Source organism: Herbaspirillum sp. GW822-FHT03A08, from assembly GCF_058801885.1.
The window spans coordinates 611,093-632,934 of the sequence record NZ_JBXANR010000003.1; the positions used below are offsets into that span (position 1 = coordinate 611,093).

Consider the following 21,842-nt stretch of genomic DNA (forward strand, 5'->3'; position numbering starts at 1 on the left):
ATATGCGCGGCATAGATTGTCGGCAAAAAGTTGCCAACAAAACCATTCTTCACTGTCCGCACAGGACATACATGCCGTCTAGATGAACAAAGAATCCCTCATTCCAAGCTCTACCAATTTGCCCGCGCCATGGCGCGCGGAAGTGCAGGCCCAACTGGCGGCTGATGAAAAAATCGTCGCCTGGCTGGAGCTTGATCTCGATATTTCTCTGAAATTCACGCGCGGACTGGTGCTGGTCACCGATCACCGATTGCTGGCCATCAATGGTAGTGGTCAAGGGTGGACTACCTGGGACTACCGCTCGGATGCCGTTCTGAAGCACTACGATCACGCCGGTGTCGGCAGCCTGGAATTGCAGGATGGTTCGTCGCGCCTGGCGTACTGGCGTTATACCCTGGCGCAAAATCCGCAAGCGCTGCGCCTGATCAATCAGTTCGAGTTGCAACGCGATACGCACGTATCCGGTCAGCAAGTGGTGCAAGAAGAGCTGGACGTATGTCCGCAATGCAAGGCGCCGATCCCGGAAGGCCAGGAAACCTGCGCCATTTGCCCGGAAGCCAAGGAAGCGCCGCCGTCAACCTGGGCACTGTTCCGTCTGACGCGTTTTGCCAAACCATACAAGGGCTCCTTGCTGCTGGGTTTCCTGCTGACGCTGGCATCGACTGCCGCCACGCTGGTGCCGCCATACATGACCATGCCGCTGATGGATAACGTGCTGATTCCGTTCCAGAATGGCGCACCGCTGGATTCTCATCTGGCGGGACTGTATCTGAGCGGCTTGCTCGGCTCGGCCATGGTGGCCTGGATTCTGGGCTGGGGACGCACCTATATCCTGGCGCTGGTCAGCGAGCGCATTGGCGCCGATCTGCGCACGACTACCTATGAGCATCTGCTGCGCCTTTCGCAGGAGTATTTCGGCGGCAAGCGTACCGGCGACCTGATGGCGCGCATCGGTTCGGAGACTGACCGTATCTGCGTCTTTCTGTCGCTGCACTTGCTGGATTTCATCATCGACGTCCTGATGATCATCATGACCGCGGTGATCTTGATTTCGATCAATCCGTGGCTGGCATTGGTGACTTTGCTGCCGCTGCCGTTCATTGCCTGGATGATCCATGTAGTGCGTGACCGCCTGCGCCACGGCTTTGAAAAGATCGATCGCATCTGGTCCGAAGTGACCAACGTACTGGCCGATACGATTCCCGGTATTCGCGTGGTCAAGGCGTTTGCGCAGGAAAAGCGCGAAGCGGCACGCTTCAAGGAAGCCAATCGCCACAACTTGGTGGTCAACGACCGCGTCAACAAGATCTGGTCGCTGTTCACGCCGACCGTAACCATGCTGACGGAAATCGGGTTGCTGGTTGTGTGGGTCTTCGGTATCTGGCAGGTCTCGCATAATCAGATCACGGTCGGTGTGCTGACGGCCTTCCTGGCGTACATCAGCCGCTTCTACACGCGCCTGGATTCCATGAGCCGCATCGTGTCGGTGACGCAAAAGGCGGCCGCCGGCGCCAAGCGGATTTTCGATATTCTCGATCACGTTTCCAGCGTGCCTGAGCCGGCCAATCCCGTGCATATCGAACACGTGAAGGGTTCGATCGAACTGCGCAATGTCGGTTTCCGCTACGGCAATCGCTCGGTGATGCGCGGTGTCGATCTGGCCATAGCTCCGGGCGAGATGATCGGCCTGGTCGGTCACAGCGGTTCCGGCAAGAGCACGATGGTTAATCTGATCTGCCGTTTTTATGACGTGTCGGAAGGCTCGATTCGTATTGACGGCGTCGACATCCGTTCACTGCCGATCTCGGAATATCGCCGCAATATCGGTCTGGTGCTGCAGGAGCCATTTCTGTTTTTCGGCACTATTGCCGAGAACATCGCCTATGGCAAGCCTGACGCTACGCGTGCTGAAATCATTGCTGCCGCACGCGCCGCGCATGCGCACGAATTCATCCTGCGTTTGCCGCAAGGCTACGATTCACTGGTGGGCGAGCGCGGGCAGGCGTTGTCGGGGGGCGAGCGCCAGCGTATTTCGATTGCGCGCGCCTTGCTGATCGATCCGCGCTTCCTGATTTTGGACGAAGCAACCTCGTCTGTGGATACCACGACCGAGAAAGAGATCCAGAAGGCGCTCGACAATCTGGTCAAGGGACGCACCACCATCGCGATTGCTCACCGTCTGTCCACGTTGCGCAAGGCAGATCGCCTGGTCGTGCTGGATCGCGGACAAGTGGTTGAAGTCGGTCCGCATGAAGAATTGATGGCCAAGCAAGGCGCGTACTATCGTCTGTATCAGGCCCAGGCGCGCAATCCGGAGGGGGAGGTTCCGGGTAGTGACGATAGCGGCGATGATGGCGATGAAGAGAAGGGCGGCTGAGAATGGATACGCAAATGAATGAAATGGCAAAAACGCCGGCGCACAATTTCAGTCTGCGCCATAACGGCCTCGGTCGTCTGGTGTTTGTCGACGCGGATGGCGGCGAACATGAGGGCGCGATTCCTGTGCGCGCATTTCCGATCGGCGCACCGGACGAAGGCATTGCATTGGTGAGTGCGGATGGGCACGAGCTGGCCTGGATTGATCGATGGTCGGACGTATCTCCCGAGATCCGCAAGGTGATCGAGGCGGAACTGGCGACGCGCGAATTCATGCCGGAGATCGGCCGCATCGTCGGCGTCTCCAGTTTTGCGACGCCTACTGTCTGGGAAGTGGAAACCAATCGCGGCAACACCTCTTTTACGCTCAAGGGCGAAGAGGATATTCGCCGCTTGCCACAATCAGCCTTGCTGATTTCGGATAGCCACGGCATTCAGTTTTTGGTGCGCGATACCAAGGCGCTGGACAAACACAGCAGGAAGATTCTGGATCGCTTCCTCTAGTTCGTCGAGACAGCATTGCATTACTTCAAATAAGAAACCGGTTGGGGCCAAAGGCTGCAACCGGTTTTTTCATGTGGGCTCGGGAATCAGAACTGCTCGTCAGGACGCAGGTAACGCCATTGTCCCGGCGGTAAATCTCCCAGCTTGACGCCGCCGATGCGCACGCGTTTGAGACCGACGACTTTCAGGCCGACCAGTTCGCACATGCGGCGGATCTGGCGCTTTTTGCCTTCGTTCAGCGTAAAGCTGAGCTGATCATCATTTTGCCAGCGCACCTTGGCGGGCTTGAGTGCTTTGCCGTCAAGAGACAGGCCGTGGTTGAGACGCTTGAGGTCGCTGTCGGGCAACTTTCCGGGTTTCGTATACTGCACGCGCACCAGGTATTCCTTGTCGACGCTGGTGTCTTCGCCGATCAGTTGCTTGGCGATGCGACCATCCTGCGTCAGCACCAGCAGGCCGACAGAGTCAATATCGAGGCGTCCGGCCGGCACCAGACTGCGCAGCTGGGTCGGGTGGAATTGCGTGTCGACCTGATCTTCTGCCCAGCGCGTCGCCGCTTCCACCAGGGCTACGGCGGGTTTGTAGCCATCTTCCGCCTGGCCGCTGACGTAGCCGACCGGCTTGTTGATCAGGATCGTCACGCGCTTCGATTGCTCCGCTGCAGCCTGACGTTCAACCGTCACGCGCTGATGCGGCAGCACCTTGCTGCCCAGTACGGAGACGACTTTGCCGTCGACGCGCACCCAGCCTTTTTCGATCCACTCGTCCGCTTCGCGGCGCGAGCAAAGGCCGAGTTCGGACATGCGTTTGGAAAGGCGTACTGGTTCAGTCATGATGGCAATCGGATAAATTCAGCAGGGTCAGTGCAGTGTTGAAGAAAAATAGGTGACAACGTGGAAGGTGTTGGAATTGCAGCGCGTCAAATGCGCAAGGCTTTGAGCAAATCGGTTTCCAGCATGATCTGATTGCGTGGATGGTTGAGCGCGGCGCCATCGACCAGGAACACGTCTTCCACGCGCTCTCCCAGCGTCATGACTTTGGCGGTGTGCAGATTGATCTTGTATTTGGCCAGAACGTTGGAAATCGTATAGAGCAAGCCGTTGCGATCATTTGCCGACACCGACAGGAGGTAATACTGGCCGCGCTCATCGGGGCGCAGATCCACTGAGGGATTGATCGGGAACGTGCGCGACAGGCGTGACAGGCGTCCTCTGGTGGGCGCCGGCAGCGGGCCGTCGGATTGCAGTAAATGCGCGAGTTCGTGTTCAATCAGGTTGATGATGTCGCGATAGTTTTTAGCGAATACCGGCGCGCTGATCAGGAAGGCATCAAGTGCGTAGTTGAGTTTGGTTGTGTGAATTTTGGCATCGAGAATGCTGAAATTCTTTTCGTCGAAATAGCTGCAGATGCGTGCAAACAAATCGGGACGGTCGGGTGTGTAGACCGCGACTTGCACGCCTTCGCCGATCGGCGCCAGACGGCATTTCACAACCGGTACGGTGCTGTCGATCTTGTCGTAGAACGAGCGTGTCTGCCACGCGATATCCGAAGCATCGAGTCGCAGGAAGTAGGCCACGTCCAGCTGTTGCCAGAATTTTTCGTGCGCATCGGCGGGCAGGCCATACAGACGCAAGGTCTTGATGGCTTCTTGCTGCGTGTTTTTCAGTTCACGGTCCGCAGACGGCGCTTCGCCGCCCAGCACGCGCAAGGTCATGCGGTAAAGATCTTCCAGCAGCTTGCCTTTCCAGGCGTTCCAGACCTTCGGGCTGGTGCCGCGGATGTCGGCGACGGTCAGCAGATACAGCGCGGTCAGGTGGCGTTCGTCTTTGACCGTATTGACGAATTGCTGGATCACGTCCGGGTCGGAGAGGTCCTGCTTTTGCGCGACTTGAGACATGGTCAGGTGATGCTCGACCAGGAATACCACCAGTTCGGTGTTTTCTTCCGAGATGCCATGCTGCACGCAGAACTGGCGCGCATCGGCCATGCCCAGCTTGGAGTGGTCGCCGCCGCGGCCTTTGGCGATGTCGTGAAACAGCGCCGCGACATACAGGATCCACGGTTGCGCGAAATTGGCCATCAGCTGGCTGCAGAACGGATATTCGTGTGCGTGTTCGCTCATTGTGAAGCGGCGCACATTGCGTACTACCATCAAGATGTGCTGGTCGACCGTATAGACGTGAAACAGGTCGTGCTGCATCTGGCCGACGATACGGCGGAAGTTTGGCAAATAGCGTCCGAGCACGCTGGTCTGGTTCATGCGCCGCAGCGCGTGCATGATGCCGCGCTTGCTTTGCAGGATCTGCATGAACAGCGCGTGATTGGCGGGATTGGCGCGGAAGGCGTTGTCGATTTTGAAGCGCGCATGCCACAGTGCGCGCATGGTGCGCGCCGACATGTCCTTGAGCTCCGGATGCTGAGCCAGGGTCAGGAAGACTTCCAGCATGGCTGATGGCGTGTCTTCAAAGACGTTGTCGTGGGCGATGTCGAGGAAGCCGTTGAGTTCGTTGAAACGCTCGTTGATTTTCTGCGGTACGACTTCTTGCGGGAACAACTGCGCTTCGATGTTCTGCAGCAGGATGGTGTTGAGCTGTGTAACTGCTTTGGCGGCCCAGTAGTAGCGCTGCATCAGGTATTCGCTGGCGCGGCGCGTGTCGGTGCTTTTGAAGCCGAAGCTTTCCGCAATCGGGGTCTGGATGTCAAAGACCAGCCGGTCTTCGCGGCGGTTGCTGTAGATGTGCAGGCGGATGCGGATGTCCTTGAAGGCGCGCTCCTTCTGCGTCAGCTGGCGTGCTTCTGTTGCGGTCAGCAGACCGCGTTGCGCCAGCTTGCTCCAGGAATCGCCTAGTCCGGCTGCTTTCGCAACCCACAGGATGACTTGCAGGTCACGCAAGCCGCCGGGGCTTTCCTTGCAGTTCGGCTCCAGGCTGTAAGGCGTGTCTTCGTATTTGACATGGCGTTGCTGCATTTCCAGGGTTTTGGCCTGGAAAAAGGCGCGCGGGTCCATCGCGCTATTGCAGCGCAGCTGCAGCAACTGAAACAGTGTTTTGTTGCCGGTGACCAGGCGCGCTTCCAGCAGGCTGGTTTGCACGGTGATGTCGGCCGCCGATTCGGCCAGGCATTCGTCTACGGTGCGGATGCTATGACCGATTTCCAGACCGATATCCCAGAAGAGCTGAACCAGCGATTCCAGTTTTGTCTGCATGGCTTTGTCTGGCGCCTGATCGAGCAGGATCAGCACGTCGACATCCGAATGCGGAAACAGCTCGCCGCGTCCGTAGCCGCCGACCGCCACCAGCGCGATATCGTGGGGCAGGGCGCATTTTTCCCAGGCTTCGGTCAGGGCGGCGTCGACGTTGCGGCGCAATTGGGTTAATAAATGCTCGGTCTTGCCGTCGGCCTGAAAGGCCTCAATGGCCTGCTGGCGTGCTGCTTTTAGTTGTTTTTTGAGATTGACGGCAAGAGAGGGCATAGATGATCGGCGAAAGAGATCAGGCGGCGACGGCGGCCTGTTGCTGGATAAATGCCGGCGGTGCAGGCATGCCCGGAGAAATCGTCAGGACTTCAAAGCCGGTTTCGGTCACCAGCACGGTATGTTCCCATTGCGCCGAGAGACTGCGATCCTTGGTTTTGATGGTCCAGCCGTCGCCCATTTCGCGAATGTCGCGGCGACCGGCGTTGATCATCGGCTCCACGGTGAAGATCATTCCGGCTTCCAGTTTTTCCAGCGTGCCGGGGCGGCCGTAGTGCAGCACTTGCGGTTCTTCATGGAAAACCTTGCCAATGCCGTGGCCGCAAAACTCGCGGACCACGCTGTAGCCGGCCTTTTCTGCGTGCTGCTGGATTACGTGGCCGATGTCGCCCAGATGTGCGCCGGCTTTGATCTTGGAGATGCCCAGCCACATGCATTCGTAGGTGATTTCCGTCAGGCGGCGTGCAAGGATTGACGGTTCGCCGATGTAAAACATGCGGCTGGTGTCGCCGTGGTAGCCATTCTTGATGACTGTAATATCAATGTTCAGCACGTCGCCGTTTTTCATCACTTTGTCGCCGGGAATGCCATGGCAGATGATGTCGTTCAGCGAGGTGCAGATGGCCTTGGGATAAGGCGTGTAGCCCGGTGGGCAGTAATTCAGCGGCGCCGGAATGGTATCTTGCACATTCGTCATGTATTCATGGCACAAGCGGTCCAGTTCGCCGGTAGTTGTGCCTGCCTTGACGAAGGGGGCAATGTAGTCGAGTACTTCTGCCGCCAGCTTGCCGGCAACGCGCATGCCTTCGATATCTTCGGCGGTTTTGATGGAAATGGAGCCCATAAAATTGTCGCAATTCGCTTAAAAATCATTAAGTAGAGATTATAGACGAGGGAGGGCGGTTCTGTCGGCGGCGATTAGGCCGCATCGGTCGGCAAAAGCTAATGAAAACAATGCTTTCGGCGCTTGAATGGATTCTCAGGATGAGGTACAATGCTCGGCTAACTTGAGTTGCTCAGGTTGGAAGGCGAGTATCGGGGTGGTTGCAGGTAGTTTTTGTGTTCGTTCCGGTCTTGTCTTGAAGTAATAAGAGTTGTTTATTTGAAACTGAGTTGAATCGCGAATCCGTTCGCCAAAGGGTGTTTGGGCCGGCAGCTTCATGTGAAGCGCTATGCAGGCTTGAATGACCGAATGGATTCCAGACCCTAACCCTGGAGAAATTTATGTCCGTAACTATGCGCGAAATGCTGGAAGCCGGTGTCCACTTTGGTCACCAAACACGCTTCTGGAACCCAAAGATGGCCCCGTTTATCTTCGGTCATCGTAACAAAATTCACATCGTCAATCTGGAAAAGACCCTGGGCATGTATCAGGAAGCGCTGAAGTACGTGCGCCAACTGTCGTCCAATCGCGGCACTATCCTGTTTGTCGGTACCAAGCGTCAGGCACGTGAGACCGTTGCAGCAGAAGCGCAACGCGCAGGCGTTCCTTACGTCGACCAACGTTGGTTGGGCGGCATGCTGACCAACTTCAAGACCATCAAGACATCGATCAAGCGTCTGAAGGACATGGAAGCGGCAATCGCTGACGGTTCCAACGAAAAGCTGAGCAAGAAAGAAGCTCTGCTGTTCAGCCGTGAACAAGAAAAGCTGCAAAAGGCAATCGGCGGCATCAAGGATATGGGCGGCATTCCTGACGCTATTTTCGTGATCGACGTCGGCTACCACAAGGGCGCCATCACTGAAGCAGCCAAGCTGGGTATCCCTGTTATCGGCGTGGTTGATACCAACCACTCCCCAGAAGGCGTGACTTACATCATTCCTGGTAATGATGACTCCGCAAAGGCGATCGCTCTGTACGCTCGCGGTGTTGCTGACGCAATTCTGGAAGGCCGTGCCAACGCAGTGAACGAAGTTGTTGAAGCCGTCAAGAACGGTGGCGACGAGTTCGTGGAAGTCAACGAGCAGGCTTAATCCGCTTGCAATACGTCATTCGCAGCCACTGTTTGCTGCGAATGATGATGAAAAAGGGGTAACAGCGAGAGTAAGCGCAGTTCGCCCCTTTTTTTTGAATAAATTGATCGAATTTTCGATGCTTCATTGATGTCTGTAGTGTTCGATGAAGTATCTACTCAGTTAGGAGAAACATATGGCGGCAATTACCGCAGCACTGGTAGGCGAACTGCGCGCGAAGACCGACGCGCCGATGATGGAATGCAAGAAGGCACTGACAGAAGCTGATGGCGATATGGCGCGTGCTGAAGAAATTCTGCGCGTCAAGCTGGGCAGCAAGGCATCCAAGGCTTCCTCCCGCGTGACTGCTGAAGGCGTTGTAGCAACTTATATCGCTGGCGGCGTTGGCGCCCTGGTCGAAATCAACTGCGAAACCGACTTCGTTACCAAGAACGATGAATTCATCGGTCTGGCAAACTCCGTCGCCAAGCTGATCGCAGAAAAAAATCCTGCTGATCTGGCTGCATTGGCCGCACTGCCACTGGGCGAAAAGACAGTTGAAGAAACCCGTACTGAACTGGTTGGCCGTATCGGCGAAAACATGTCGATCCGTCGTTTTCAACGCTTTGAAACAGCCGGCAAGCTGGTTTCCTACCTGCACGGCACGCGTATCGGCGTTGTTGTCGACTTCGATGGCGCTGACGAACAAGTCGGTAAAGACGTTGCGATGCACATCGCAGCGATGAAGCCGGTTGCACTGTCGTCGGACCAGGTTCCTGCCGATCTGATCGAAAAAGAGCGTTCGGTGGCAACACTGAAGGCTGCTGAATCCGGCAAGCCTGCTGACATCGTTGCCAAGATGGTTGACGGTTCGGTGCAGAAGTACCTGAAGGAAGTGTCGCTGTTCAACCAGTCTTTCGTGAAAAACGACAAGCAAACTGTTGAACAAATGCTGAAGGCCGCGAATACTTCGGTCAAGTCGTTCACCATGTATGTGGTGGGTGAAGGCATCGAGAAGAAGCAGGATGACTTCGCAGCAGAAGTGGCAGCCCAGGTTGCTGCCGCCAAGCAAGCGCAGTAAGAAACAGGAAAGCGGGCCGAGAGGCCCGTTTTTTTAAGCCTCTCGATTTGGGGAGGCGGCGGGGCTGGCAGGAAATAGTTGGAAATGTCTGTGTCAGCAGGCATTTCAAAATGTAAGCAAGTCCCCGGCGGTAGAGTACGGCAGCATACAATAACGTCCTCGCCTGTGTAGTACCTCGCTGAAGCAGTAGGCGGTGAGCTGCAGGCAGTAAGCAGGACGGACAGAATCAGTTAATCGGATAGCAAACGGAGCCCAGCACATGACGACACCAGCCTATAAGCGCGTACTCCTCAAACTTTCCGGCGAAGCCCTGATGGGCGATGATGCCTACGGCATCAACCGCGCCACCATCGAGCGCATGGTCGCCGACGTGGCGGAGATCAGCCAGTTGGGAGTCGAGCTGGCCATCGTCATCGGCGGCGGCAACATCTTCCGCGGCGTAGCGCCCGGCGCACAAGGCATGGATCGCGCCACAGCCGATTACATGGGCATGCTGGCAACGGTCATGAACTCCCTCGCGCTGGCCGATGCCATGCGCCAGGCCGGCCTGACTGCCCGTGTCATGTCGGCGATCGGCATTGAGCAGGTCGTGGAACCCTATGTTCGGCCCAAGGCCCTGCAATACCTGGAAGAAGGCAAAATCGTCGTATTTGCCGCAGGTACCGGCAACCCATTTTTTACGACCGATACCGCAGCGGCATTGCGCGGCTCGGAAATCGGCGCACAGATCGTTTTGAAGGCCACCAAGGTGGATGGCGTTTATACTGCCGATCCGAAGAAGGATCCTTCAGCGACGCGTTACAGCACCATCACGTTTGACGAAGCAATCGCCAAGCATTTGCAAGTCATGGACGCAACTGCATTCGCGCTGTGCCGCGATCAGAAGCTGCCGATCAAGGTGTTTTCCATCGTCAAGCCCGGCGCGCTCAAGCGCGTCGTGTTGGGTGAAGACGAAGGTACTTTGGTGCACGTGTAAATAATTAAGTTTTTCGAATACTGTAAGATAGTTTCAAATGATAGGAGAGCAGCATGACCATCGCTGACGTTAAAAAGAGCACCGAACAAAAAATGACCAAGTCGATCGAGTCGCTGCGCGCCGATCTGGCTAAAGTACGTACCGGTCGCGCCCACACAGGTATCCTGGATCACGTCCAGGTCGACTACTACGGTTCGCCGACGCAATTGTCGCAAGTCGCCAATCTGACGCTGATCGACGCCCGCACCATCGGCGTACAGCCTTATGAAAAGAAGATGCTGGCCGCCGTCGAGAAGGCGATTCGGGAAGCCGATCTGGGCCTGAATCCTGCCACACAGGGCGAATTGATCCGCGTACCGACGCCGCCGCTGACCGAAGAGCGCCGCAAGGAAATGGTCAAGCTGGTCAAGGGCGAAGCGGAAGATACCAAGATTTCGATCCGCAACATCCGCCGTGATGCCAATGAAGGTTTGAAGAAGCTGGTCAAGGACAAGGTTTGTTCGGAAGACGACGAGCGTCGCGGACAGGACGATATCCAGAAGCTGACCGACAAGTTTGTCGCCGAAGTCGACAAGCTGGTGGCAGAAAAAGAAAAAGAAGTTCTGACGGTGTAGGCGCGTTGTCGCTGCAGCTTATGCGATGATTCATTCGATGTGGCGCCGCCAGGCTGGTCAGGCCGGCGCCGGCAACATCGCTCACCCGGATTTTTACACTGTATGACTCATAAAAGCTCAACCCAGGCGGTGCCGCCGGTTTCCGCGGTGCCGCGCCACGTTGCCATCATCATGGATGGCAATGGGCGTTGGGCGACCAAACGCTTTTTGCCGCGCGTGGCAGGGCACGTCAAGGGGGTCGAGGCCGTACGCACGATCGTCGAGGCATGTTCGCAGCGCGGCGTGGAATACCTGACGCTGTTTGCGTTCAGCTCTGAAAACTGGCGTCGTCCGGCCGATGAAGTCTCGTTGCTGATGCGTTTGTTCATGACGGCGCTGGAGCGCGAAGTCAGCAAGATGCACGCAAACAACATTCGTCTGCGTGTGGTGGGCGACCTCGGTCGATTCGATGCCAAGCTGCAGGATATGGTCGCCAAGGCCGAGGCGCAGACTGCTGGCAATACGAGGCTGACGCTGACGATTTGCGCCAATTACGGCGGTCGCTGGGACATCATGCAAGCCGTTGGCAAGATGCTTAAAGAGCAGCCTGGCGCTACCGATTTTTCCGAAGAGCAATTGACTCCCCATTTGGCGATGGCTTATGCTCCCGAGCCGGATTTGTTTGTCCGTACCGGTGGCGAAGAGCGCATCTCCAACTTCCTGCTGTGGCAACTTGCCTACAGCGAACTGTATTTTACTGAGACCTATTGGCCCGATTTCGATGGGGTGGAGCTGGACAAGGCGATCGATTCCTATCGCCAGCGCGAACGGCGTTTCGGTCGCACCAGCGAGCAATTGGTCGAGCAGAAAAAGGCCTCCTGATGCTAAAAACGCGTGTCATCACAGCGTTGGTTCTCCTGGCAATTTTGTTGCCTATCCTCTTTTTGAATAATTTCTTTGCGTTTGCAGCGGTGACGTTGGCGTTTTTTGCTGCCGGCACATGGGAAGGGCTGCGCTTGTTCCGCCTCTCGCGGCCGCAGGTCTGGGCGGGCTTTTGGGCTGTCGGCTATGCGATCATCGTTTTCGTGTACGGCTTGCCGAGTGTGCGTAGCGTGTTCGCTTTGTGCGTGGCATTGTGGGTTATCCGCTTTGTGCCAGCGTTGAAACTCGGCCTGCCGGCGCTGGGGACTTCCGGAAACCGCCTGCTCAGCGTGACTTATACGCTGGCGCTCATGGGTTGTTTTATTGCCATTGTTTCCCTGTTTCAACATTCTCCTTTGTATCTGTTATCGGTCATGGCAATCGTCTGGGTAGCGGATATTGGTGCTTATTTTGCCGGCAAGGGATTCGGCCGGCACAAGCTGGCGCCATCGATTTCTCCGGGAAAATCCTGGGAAGGCGCTGTCGGCGGGTGGCTTGCAGTTCTGGTGATTGCTGCTGCTGTTGTCATGTATCTCGACGGCGATACGTTTTCTGGACGTTTGTATGAGCGCTTTGGCTGGCCCGGTTTCATCGTCGTCATGACTTTGCTGGTCGCTGCCAGTGTTGTCGGTGATTTGTTTGAGTCGCAATTGAAGCGCCGCGCCGGGTTCAAGGACAGTAGCAATTTGTTGCCTGGTCACGGCGGTGTATTGGATCGGATCGATGCCTTGATCCCGGTTTTGCCGCTGGCGGCACTGATCGATCTCTGGTTGTAGGAATTTCATGCAGGCAATTGCCGTTCTCGGTTCTACCGGTTCTATTGGCGTTTCTACGCTGGATGTCGTTGCGCGCCATCCCGATCGTTATCGTGTCTATGCCTTGACCGCCCATTCACGTGTGGATGAGCTGGCAGAGCAGTGCGCGCGTTTTCATCCCAAGTTGGCCGTGGTAGGTACGGCGCAGGCAGCGCAGGAGTTGCAGCAAAAGCTCAGGGCCAGCCAGTTGCGCACGGAGGTGTTGTACGGGGCGCAAGCGCTATGCGACGTTGCCAGCGCTGCGGAGTGCGACATTGTCATGGCGGCAATCGTCGGTGCGGCAGGTTTGGCGTCCACGCTGGCAGCCGCGCGCACCGGCAAAAAGATTCTGCTGGCCAACAAGGAGGCGCTGGTCATGTCGGGCCAGTTGCTGATTGATGCTGTGGCCCAGCACAAGGCGACTTTGTTGCCCATTGATAGCGAGCACAACGCTATTTTTCAGTGTTTGCCGCACGACTATCGTCGTTCGCTACCAGGCGCCGGGATCTCCAAGATTCTGTTGACCGCCTCAGGCGGCCCGTTCCTCAAGCGTGACGTTGCTACGCTGGACAGCGTGACACCGGAAGAGGCGGTGGCGCATCCGAAGTGGGTCATGGGGCGCAAGATTTCGGTGGATTCCGCCACCATGATGAACAAAGGGCTGGAAGTCATCGAGGCGCACTGGCTGTTCGGCGCGCCGGCCGACAAGATCGAGGTCATGATTCATCCGCAAAGCGTGATTCATTCGATGGTGTCCTACATTGACGGCTCCGTATTGGCACAACTGGGCAACCCGGATATGCGTACTCCCATTGCCAATGCGCTGGCCTACCCGGAACGGATCGAATCCGGGGTCGCGCAGCTGGATCTGGCCCAGATCGGGCAGTTATTTTTCGAGCGTCCGGATTTCGGGCGTTTTCCGTGTCTTAAACTGGCGTATGATGCACTGCAAGCCGGGGGCAGTTCGGCGGCGATTCTCAACGCCGCCAACGAAGTTGCTGTCCAGGCATTCCTGAATCAAGAAATCGGATTCCGCATGATTGATCAAGTGATCGCCCGCGTCATGGACAAACTTCCCCATGGCCCTGTTGTCGATATCGATGCCCTGATTGAACAAGATCAGCAAGCACGTTCGATCGCGCACTCCCTCCTGTTGTCATGAACCTGCTGCACACTCTGCTGGCCTTCGCGGTCGCGCTTGGTACGCTTGTTGTCGTTCATGAGCTGGGGCATTACTGGGTCGCGCGCTTGTGTGGCGTCAAGGTCTTGCGTTTCTCCGTCGGTATGGGGCGTGTAATCTATTCACGTCGCTTTGGCCGGGATCAGACCGAATGGGCCTTGTCGATTTTGCCGCTGGGCGGCTACGTCAAGATGCTCGATGCCCGCGAGCAGGATGTCAGCGAAATGTCCGCGCAGGATCTCAAGCGCGAATTCACCCGGCAGTCCGTCTGGCGCCGTATTGCGATTGTTGCTGCCGGCCCGGTGGCCAATTTCATTCTGGCCATTCTTCTGTTTGCCGGCTTGTTCATGCATGGCATTCCTGAGCCAGTCCCCAAGCTGCGTCCGATGGCGGAGCAGACTGCGGCTTATCAGGCGGGCCTGCGTGGCGGCGAGACCATTACTGCGATTAACGGAGTGCCTGTTCAGGCGTGGTCGGAAGTGCGCTGGGAACTGATGCAGCACGTGCTCGAAAAAGCGCCGGCACGCCTGGATGTGGAACGTGTCAACAACGGGCTTAACGGCGGCAAGTTGCTGGATTCGGTCAATTTGACGCTAGATGGTGTATCCAGCAAGGATCTCGAAAGTGACTTCCTGGCGAAACTTGGTCTGACGCTGGCGCGTCCTCCTGCCATTCTTGGCAAGATTATGGATGGCCCTGCGATGCAGGCGGGCTTGCAAAAAGGCGATCTGATTCTCGACGTGAACGGTACGCCGATCAAAGACGGTCTGGCGCTGGTCGAACTGGTGCGGTCTTCTCCCGGTAAGCCCTTGCTGCTGCACGGTATGCGTGGTCAGAGTGAATTCCGCATTCAGGTGACGCCTGATACGTTAAGTGACAATGGGCAGACGATAGGCCGCATCAAGGTGGAAGTGCCGTTGGCGCCGGAAATGATTGTCGTCAGCGATGCACCATGGACGGCGATTGCCAAGGGTGCTCAGAAGACCTGGGACACCAGCACAATGACGCTGAAGATGATCGGAAAAATGATCGTCGGCCAGGTTTCATGGAAAAATATTACCGGCCCGATTACCATAGCCGATTACGCCGGGCAGACCGCCAAAGTCGGGTTGGTGAGCTATCTGAGCTTCATTGCGTTTATCAGCATTAGTCTCGGTGTAATGAACCTGCTTCCCATCCCGGTTTTAGATGGCGGCCATTTGCTGTATTATTCGCTGGAGATTTTGACCGGACGTCCTGTTTCTGAGCGCTTTGGGGAAATTGCTCAACGTGCTGGTCTGGGTATTTTGATGACATTGATGATCGTTGCGGCATTCAACGACATTGTTCGTCTGATGTTTTAAGGATTCGTCGCAAGCCGTCCTGATGGCAAGGATGGCTTTTGACTTTACATATGTTCGACGATTGTAAAAAATTGTCGGCAAAAACATAGTTAATAAACGATAGCTAATGAACTTACATTCCGCGCATTTCCCTGCACCGACCTTTTCCCGTAGCCTGATCGCCGTTGCTGCGCTTGCCCTTTGCAATCAGGCATTCGCCGTCGAACCGTTCGTGGTCAAGGACATTCGTGTCGAAGGCATTCAACGTACCGAAGCAGGCACCGTGTTCAGCTACTTGCCGGTGCGAGTGGGCGACACCTTCACTGATGAAAAAGGCACGGCTGCGATCAAGGCGCTGTACGCTACCGGTTTCTTCAAGGACGTGCGTGTTGAGGCTGAAGGCGATGTGCTTGTGGTGCAAGTGGAAGAGCGTCCGGCGATTGCCAGCGTCGACTTCACCGGTATCAAGGAATTCGACAAGGAACAACTTACCAAAGCGCTGAAGGAAATCGGCGTTGCGGAATCGCGTATCTTCGACAAATCGCAAGTCGATCGTGCAGAGCAAGAACTCAAGCGTCAATATTTGTCGCGTGGCTTGTACGGCGCGAAGGTCACTACGACCATTACACCGGTTGAGCGTAACCGTGTCGCGGTGAGTTTCGCTGTGGATGAAGGCGACGTCTCGCGCATCAAGCAAATCAACATCGTTGGCAACAAGGCGTTCTCCGACGGCAATTTGCGTGATCAACTGAAGTTGACGACACCCGGCTGGTTTACCTGGTACACCAAGGCCGACCAATACTCCAAACAAAAGCTGTCTGGCGATATCGAGTCCCTGCGCTCCTATTATCTGGATCGCGGCTATCTCGAAATGCAAATCGAGTCTACTCAGGTCTCGATTACGCCTGACAAGAAAGACATCTACATCACCATCAATATCAATGAAGGTGAAAAGTACACTGTCTCCGACATCAAGCTTGATGGCGAAATGTTTGGTATGCAGGACGATCTGAACGCTTTGGTTCAGCTGAAAAAAGGCGACGTGTATTCCGGTACCAAGCTCACAGACAGCACCAAGAAGATCGGCGAACGTCTGGGCAATTTCGGCTACGCGTTTGCCAACGTCAATGCAAATCCGAACGTCGATCGCGAGAAGAAAGAAGTCGCGTTTACCATCATGGTCGACCCTGGCAAGCGTGTGTATGTTCGCCATATCAATATCGCTGGCAATACCAAGACCCGCGACGAAGTCATTCGCCGTGAGTTCCGTCAATTTGAAGACTCTTGGTACGACGGCGAGAAAATCAAATTGTCGCGCGACCGTGTCGACCGTCTTGGCTATTTCAAGGAAGTCACCATTGAGACGCCGGAAGTGCCGAATAGCACCGACCAGATTGACGTCAATATGAAGGTGGAAGAAAAGCCAACCGGTAACATCATGATCGGTGCCGGCTTCTCGCAAACCGACAAGCTGAGTCTGACGGGTTCGATTTCTCAGGAAAATGCGTTCGGTAGCGGTAATACCGTCGGTATCGAAGTCAATACAAGTTCGCGTTATCGTACGATCGCTGTTTCTCAGACGAATCCCTACTTTACGGATGATGGCATCAGCCGCACGTATGAAGTATTCCTGCGTACGATTCGTCCGTCTGCGTACACTACCGGTGATTACCGCGTGAAAACCATTGGCGGCAGCGTCAAGTTTGGCGTGCCGTTTTCTGAGCTGGATCGCGTTTTCTTCGGCGTCGGTGTTGAAAATACCAAGGTTGATACTGACAGCACGAGCCCAAGCTTGTATCGTCAATATGTACGCGACTTTGGTTCAGGCCCCGGTAGCGTTGCTGGTTGTGATGTCATCAATGACGCCAATTGCGGTATCGGTACTGCTACTACCACCAGCTTCCCGCTGACCGTCGCATGGCAGCGCGACAGTCGCGACAGCGCATTGGTCCCGACCAAAGGCGTCTACCAGCGCGCCAATCTGGAAGTGTCGGGCATCGGCACCTTGCAGTACTATCGTGCGACCTATCAGCACCAGTACTTCCAACCGTTCTGGAGCAACGCTGCGACGCTGGCATGGAATGGCGAAGTGGATTACGGTAAGGGCTTTGGCGGCAAGCCTTATCCAATCTTCAAGAACTACTACGCAGGTGGTATTGGTACCGTCCGCGGATACGAGGCCTCCTCTTTGGGTAACCTGAAAGACCAGTATGGCGACTCCATGGGTGGCGCATCGCGTCTGGTTGCCAACGTGGAATTGCAATTCCCATTCCCTGGTTCGGGTCAGGACCGCAGTTTGCGCTGGTTTACCTTCGTTGACGGCGGTAACGTGTTTGCCGATGGAGAGCGTATTAAAATCAACGATCTGCGCTATTCGACTGGTTTTGGTATCAGCTGGATCTCGCCGATCGGTCCTCTGAAGCTTAGCTATGGTAAGCCGTTGAACGCGAAGACCGGCGATAAGGCGCAAAACTTCCAGTTCCAACTGGGAACCGGGTTCTGATCAGCCGATCAGCTCATGGCATAATAGAAATCTGTATTACGGAGAATGATCTTGAAGTTTATTACTAAATCATTGATGTCGATCCAAGCTGCGACTCTGGCTGTCGGCATGTTGTCGTTTGCAAATGTGCAGGCACAAGAATCGAAAATCGCTTTCGTCAGCACCGAGCGTATCTTCCGTGAAGCCGTGCCTGCTAAGGCCGCACAAACCAAGTTGGAAGCTGAGTTTGCCAAGCGCGAAAAAGATATCGCAGACATGGCTGCACGCCTGAAAGCGCAGTCCGACAAGCTGGATAAGGATGCGGCGGTTTTGTCCGAGTCGGAGCGCGTCAAACGTCAGCGCGACCTTGGTGATATCGACAAGGAGTTTCAACGCAAGCAACGTGAATTCCGTGAAGACCTGAATCAACGCCGCAATGAAGAGTTGTCGGTTGTTCTGGAGCGCACCAACAAGGTGATTCGCCAGATCGCTGAAGCAGAAAAATACGATATCGTCTTCCAGGAAGCCGTCTATGCCAGCAAGCGTATCGATATCACCGACAAGGTTCTGAAAGAGCTGGCGAAGTAAGCCGGTTCAAATATCATGCTTACCCCAGGCACGCAGATTGTCCCGAAGAGAAATCGCCAATCTGCGCTGCTTGAGCAGGTAGTGCAATAATCTAAGAAGGCCAAAATGAGTATTCGGCTAGAACAGTTGGTCGAACGCTTGGGTGGCCAGCTAAAAGGCGATGCACAGATTGATGTCAGCGGCATCGCGCCTTTGGATGGTGCGACATCGTCGCATGTCACCTTCCTCTCCAATCCCAAGTTCCGATCCCAGGCAGAGCAGACGCAAGCTGCGGTCTTGATTTTGTCTGAAGTGGATGATGCAGCTGTCGCCGGCTATTCGGGCGCACGCATTGTCGTCAAGAATCCCTACGCCTATTTTGCCCGTGCAGCGCAGTTATTTGCGGCACAGGCTGCTGTGCCAGTGACAGCCGGTGTCCATCGCAGCGCTTGTGTGGATGATACGGCGCAAGTGGCGGCAAGTGCGACCATCGGGCCGCAAGTCGTCATCGAGGCCGGTGCGATCATTGGCGAGCGCGTCGTGATAGATGCCGGCAGCTATGTGGGACGCAATGCGCGCATTGGCGCTGATACGCACTTCTATGCACGCGTGACGTTTCACGCCGGCTGCGAAATCGGCGAGCGCGGCATCGTGCATTCAGGAGTCGTGATCGGTGCGGACGGTTTCGGTTTTGCCAACGAAGGCGGCGCCTGGATCAAAATTCCTCAGGTGGGCAGAGTCGTCATTGGCAATGATGTCGAAATCGGCGCCAATACGACTATAGATCGCGGCGCTTTATCCGACACCGTACTGGAAGACGGGGTCAAGCTAGACAACCAGATTCAGATCGCGCACAACTGCCATATCGGCGCGCATACAGCGATTGCGGCCTGTGCCGGTATCGCCGGCAGCGCCAAAATCGGCAAATATTGCTCGATCGGCGGTGCTGCAATGATTCACGGCCATATTACGATTGCCGACAAGGTGCACGTCTCTGCGGGCACGCTGGCGCTTCGTTCCATCCTGGAGCCAGGGCAATATACCGGCTTTTATCCTATCGCCAAGCACGGAGAATGGGAAAAATCCGCAGCATTGGTGCGCAATCTGAGCACAATGCGTGAGAAAATCCGTGCGTTGGAAAAAACGATCAAATCGCTTACAGAGCCGCATACTGAGCAAAATACTGAGCAAAAAAATGACTAGTCTCGATATCAATCAAATCAAAGAATACCTCCCGCACCGTTATCCGCTGTTATTGGTGGATCGCGTCCTCACCTGGGAAAGCGGCAAGGACATCACCGCCATCAAGAACGTGACCGTCAACGAAGAGTTTTTCAACGGCCATTTTCCACACAAGCCAGTGATGCCGGGCGTATTGATGATCGAAGCGCTGGCGCAGACCGCGGCTTTGCTGTCTTTCCTGACCGAAGGTCGCAAGCCGGACGCCAATACTGTCGTGTATTTCGTCGGTATCGATAACGCGCGCTTCAAGCGTCCGGTGGAGCCGGGCGACCAGTTGAAGATGCACGTGGAAATTACCCGTCGTGCCCGCGGTATCTGGAAGTACAAAGCGGTCGCGACCGTTGACGGTCAGGTTGCAGTCGAAGGCGACCTTATGTGCACCATGCGCAACGCCAACGACGCCAGCCAGGCAGGCTAAGCCATGTCGCGTATTCATCCTACCGCCGTCATTGAGTCGGGCGCTCAGCTCGATTCAACGGTCGAGGTCGGGGCCTATTCGGTGATCGGCGCCAACGTGCGCATCGATGCGGGTACGAAAATCGGTCCGCACGTCGTGATCGAAGGCCATACAACCATCGGCCGCGATAATCAGATTTTCCAGTTTGCTTCCCTGGGTGCTGCGCCGCAGGATAAGAAATATGCGGGTGAACCGACCCGTCTGGAAATCGGCGATCGCAACACCATTCGCGAATTCGTCACCTTTAATCTGGGAACCACGCAGGATGCGGGTGTGACCCGCATTGGCGACGACAACTGGATCATGGCGTACGTGCATATTGCACACGATTGCCAGTTGGGAAACAACATCATTCTGGCAAACAACGCCACGCTTGCAGGTCACGTGCATCTGGGCGACTGGGTATTTCTCGGCGGCTTTACGTCTGTGCATCAGTTTTGCCACATCGGTGCGCACGCCATGACGGCGTTTACGGCGGCGGTAAGCCAGGATATCCCGCCGTTTGTGACGGCAGCAGGCAATCGCGCCGTGCCTGCCGGCATTAATAGCGAAGGCCTGAAGCGCCGTGGTTTTACGCCGGAGCAGATCGCAGCAATCAAGCGTGCGTACAAAGCCATCTATCGTTCCAGCCTGCCGCTGGAAGAAGCCAAGCAGGAATTGCTGCTGCAAGAAGAAAAATCCCCCGAGTCCGCCGCACACATCCGCCAGATGCGTGAATTCATCGCATCCTCCTCTCGTGGCATCATCCGATAAGATGTCGATCGCCATGGTCGCCGGCGAAAGCTCGGGTGACCTGCTGGCGAGCCGGTTGCTGTCCGGCCTGCGTCCGCGTTTGCCGGATGCACGCCTGCATGGCATCGGCGGTCCGCATATGGCAGAGCAGGGTTTCATCAGCGACTGGCCGATGGACAAACTGACTGTCCGCGGCCTGTTCGAAGTCATTCCGCGCTACCGTGAAATCAAGGGGATCCAGAACGCCTTGCGCGATCAACTGATGGCAGAACGTCCGGCGGTTTTCATTGGCGTCGATTATGGCGGCTTCAATCTGGGGCTTGAACAGCAGTTGCGCGAGGCCGGCATTCCGACCATGCATTTCATCGGGCCGCAAATCTGGGCCTGGCGTGGTGGACGTATCAAAAAGATTGCACGTGCGGTGTCGCACATGCTGGTGATTTTTCCGTTCGAGGAAGAAATCTACCGTAAGGCCGGCGTGCCGGTGACCTATGTCGGACATCCGCTGGCGGAAGTTATTCCCATGGAGTCCGATCAGGCCGCGGCGCGTACAGCCTTAGGCTTGCAGCAGGATCGTCGCGTAGTCGCCATTCTTCCCGGCAGCCGCATGTCGGAGCTCAAGTACAACACAGCGAGTTTTCTTGGCGCCGCCCGCTTGCTCAGGCAGCGCGAACCGGAATTGCAATTTGTCGCGCCCATGGCTGGTGAAAAGCAGCGTGCGTATTTCGAGCAATTGATCATAGAAAATAATTACACCGAGCTGGACATCCAGATCATCAATGGACAATCACATGCGGCAATGGCAGCGGCAGACGCGGTCCTGGTCGCCTCCGGTACGGCGTCGCTCGAAGTCGCGCTCTACAAGAAGCCGATGGTGATCGCCTACAAGATGATGCGTGCCTCCTATGAAATCATGCGGCACATGAATTATCAGCCTTGGGTCGGTTTGCCGAATATCCTGGCGCGCGAGTATCTTGTTCCTGAATTGTTGCAGGGCGCTGCCACGCCGCAAGCGCTGGCGGATGCACTGTGGAAGCAGCTCGACGATCCTGCTCACCTGCAAAGCCTGCGCCAGCGGTTTACCGATATGCATCATTCGTTGTTGCGAGATACCGCCAGCCTCAGCGCTCAGGCTGTCTGTACATTGCTGGATCGTCAGCAGACGCGTTTTGCGCAAGGAACTTAGGCGA

The 21,842-nt window shown here is 56.0% G+C and carries 19 protein-coding genes; 16 read left to right on the plus strand and 3 right to left on the minus strand.

Annotated elements, in window-relative coordinates; genetic code table 11:
• Positions 1 to 82 precede the first annotated feature (82 nt).
• Positions 83 to 2,377 (plus strand): cyanophycin metabolism-associated ABC transporter, encoded by a 2,295-nt coding sequence (locus tag AC1RN6_RS11965; RefSeq protein WP_493005539.1) that lies wholly within the window; start codon positions 83 to 85, stop codon positions 2,375 to 2,377.
• A gap of 23 nt (positions 2,378 to 2,400) precedes the next feature.
• Positions 2,401 to 2,880 carry a cyanophycin metabolism-associated DUF1854 family protein gene (locus tag AC1RN6_RS11970; protein WP_493005892.1) on the plus strand — a complete coding sequence of 160 codons (480 nt, stop codon included), beginning with the start codon at positions 2,401 to 2,403 and terminating at the stop codon, positions 2,878 to 2,880.
• An 86-nt stretch (positions 2,881 to 2,966) separates the two neighbouring features.
• On the opposite strand, the gene AC1RN6_RS11975 is transcribed toward AC1RN6_RS11970, so the two are convergent.
• From AC1RN6_RS11975 to map, 3 genes are all read right to left on the minus strand, one after another.
• Positions 2,967 to 3,713, minus strand: coding sequence for a pseudouridine synthase (locus AC1RN6_RS11975; protein WP_050477087.1), 747 nt, complete (start codon positions 3,711 to 3,713; stop codon positions 2,967 to 2,969).
• An 86-nt stretch (positions 3,714 to 3,799) separates the two neighbouring features.
• Entirely contained in the window at positions 3,800 to 6,352 is a 2,553-nt protein-coding gene (locus AC1RN6_RS11980; RefSeq protein WP_493005540.1) for a [protein-PII] uridylyltransferase, read from the minus strand.
• Between the two features lie 19 nt (positions 6,353 to 6,371).
• On the minus strand, positions 6,372 to 7,196 hold the full coding sequence (gene map, locus AC1RN6_RS11985; RefSeq protein ID WP_493005541.1) for a type I methionyl aminopeptidase: 825 nt from the start codon (positions 7,194 to 7,196) through the stop codon (positions 6,372 to 6,374).
• Positions 7,197 to 7,576: 380 nt separating this feature from the next.
• Here map and rpsB point away from each other — a divergent pair, with 380 nt between their 5' ends.
• The 14 genes from rpsB to lpxB all read left to right on the plus strand — a co-directional run bounded on the left by rpsB (position 7,577) and on the right by lpxB (position 21,838).
• Positions 7,577 to 8,326: a 30S ribosomal protein S2 gene (gene rpsB / locus AC1RN6_RS11990; RefSeq protein ID WP_050477084.1), complete on the plus strand. Its 750-nt coding sequence runs from the start codon at positions 7,577 to 7,579 to the stop codon at positions 8,324 to 8,326.
• Between the two features lie 175 nt (positions 8,327 to 8,501).
• Complete coding sequence (gene tsf / locus AC1RN6_RS11995) at positions 8,502 to 9,386, plus strand: translation elongation factor Ts (protein WP_493005542.1); 885 nt, start codon at positions 8,502 to 8,504, stop codon at positions 9,384 to 9,386.
• A gap of 259 nt (positions 9,387 to 9,645) precedes the next feature.
• Complete coding sequence (gene pyrH / locus AC1RN6_RS12000; RefSeq protein WP_050477082.1) at positions 9,646 to 10,362, plus strand: UMP kinase; 717 nt, start codon at positions 9,646 to 9,648, stop codon at positions 10,360 to 10,362.
• A gap of 53 nt (positions 10,363 to 10,415) precedes the next feature.
• Positions 10,416 to 10,976: a ribosome recycling factor gene (frr, locus tag AC1RN6_RS12005; protein WP_007875766.1), complete on the plus strand. Its 561-nt coding sequence runs from the start codon at positions 10,416 to 10,418 to the stop codon at positions 10,974 to 10,976.
• A 102-nt stretch (positions 10,977 to 11,078) separates the two neighbouring features.
• A complete protein-coding gene (gene uppS / locus AC1RN6_RS12010) occupies positions 11,079 to 11,837 on the plus strand; it encodes a polyprenyl diphosphate synthase (protein WP_493005546.1) in 759 nt (252 codons plus the stop codon).
• Positions 11,837 to 12,652: a phosphatidate cytidylyltransferase gene (locus AC1RN6_RS12015; protein ID WP_493005893.1), complete on the plus strand. Its 816-nt coding sequence runs from the start codon at positions 11,837 to 11,839 to the stop codon at positions 12,650 to 12,652. Before uppS ends, AC1RN6_RS12015 begins: the two co-directional genes overlap by 1 nt.
• Before the next feature lie 7 nt (positions 12,653 to 12,659).
• Positions 12,660 to 13,832 (plus strand): 1-deoxy-D-xylulose-5-phosphate reductoisomerase, encoded by a 1,173-nt coding sequence (gene ispC, locus AC1RN6_RS12020; RefSeq protein WP_493005548.1) that lies wholly within the window; start codon positions 12,660 to 12,662, stop codon positions 13,830 to 13,832.
• On the plus strand, positions 13,829 to 15,193 hold the full coding sequence (rseP, locus tag AC1RN6_RS12025; RefSeq protein WP_493005550.1) for an RIP metalloprotease RseP: 1,365 nt from the start codon (positions 13,829 to 13,831) through the stop codon (positions 15,191 to 15,193). Before ispC ends, rseP begins: the two co-directional genes overlap by 4 nt.
• 106 nt (positions 15,194 to 15,299) lie before the next feature.
• Entirely contained in the window at positions 15,300 to 17,675 is a 2,376-nt protein-coding gene (bamA, locus tag AC1RN6_RS12030; RefSeq protein WP_493005551.1) for an outer membrane protein assembly factor BamA, read from the plus strand.
• A 45-nt stretch (positions 17,676 to 17,720) separates the two neighbouring features.
• Positions 17,721 to 18,242, plus strand: a complete 522-nt coding sequence (locus AC1RN6_RS12035; RefSeq protein ID WP_493005553.1) for an OmpH/Skp family outer membrane protein — start codon at positions 17,721 to 17,723, stop codon at positions 18,240 to 18,242.
• Positions 18,243 to 18,347: 105 nt separating this feature from the next.
• Entirely contained in the window at positions 18,348 to 19,424 is a 1,077-nt protein-coding gene (lpxD, locus tag AC1RN6_RS12040; RefSeq protein ID WP_493005554.1) for a UDP-3-O-(3-hydroxymyristoyl)glucosamine N-acyltransferase, read from the plus strand.
• On the plus strand, positions 19,417 to 19,881 hold the full coding sequence (gene fabZ / locus AC1RN6_RS12045; protein WP_050477075.1) for a 3-hydroxyacyl-ACP dehydratase FabZ: 465 nt from the start codon (positions 19,417 to 19,419) through the stop codon (positions 19,879 to 19,881). Before lpxD ends, fabZ begins: the two co-directional genes overlap by 8 nt.
• A gap of 3 nt (positions 19,882 to 19,884) precedes the next feature.
• Positions 19,885 to 20,673, plus strand: a complete 789-nt coding sequence (gene lpxA, locus AC1RN6_RS12050) for an acyl-ACP--UDP-N-acetylglucosamine O-acyltransferase (protein WP_493005556.1) — start codon at positions 19,885 to 19,887, stop codon at positions 20,671 to 20,673.
• A gap of 13 nt (positions 20,674 to 20,686) precedes the next feature.
• On the plus strand, positions 20,687 to 21,838 hold the full coding sequence (gene lpxB, locus AC1RN6_RS12055) for a lipid-A-disaccharide synthase (RefSeq protein WP_493005894.1): 1,152 nt from the start codon (positions 20,687 to 20,689) through the stop codon (positions 21,836 to 21,838).
• The last annotated feature ends 4 nt before the right edge of the window (positions 21,839 to 21,842 follow it).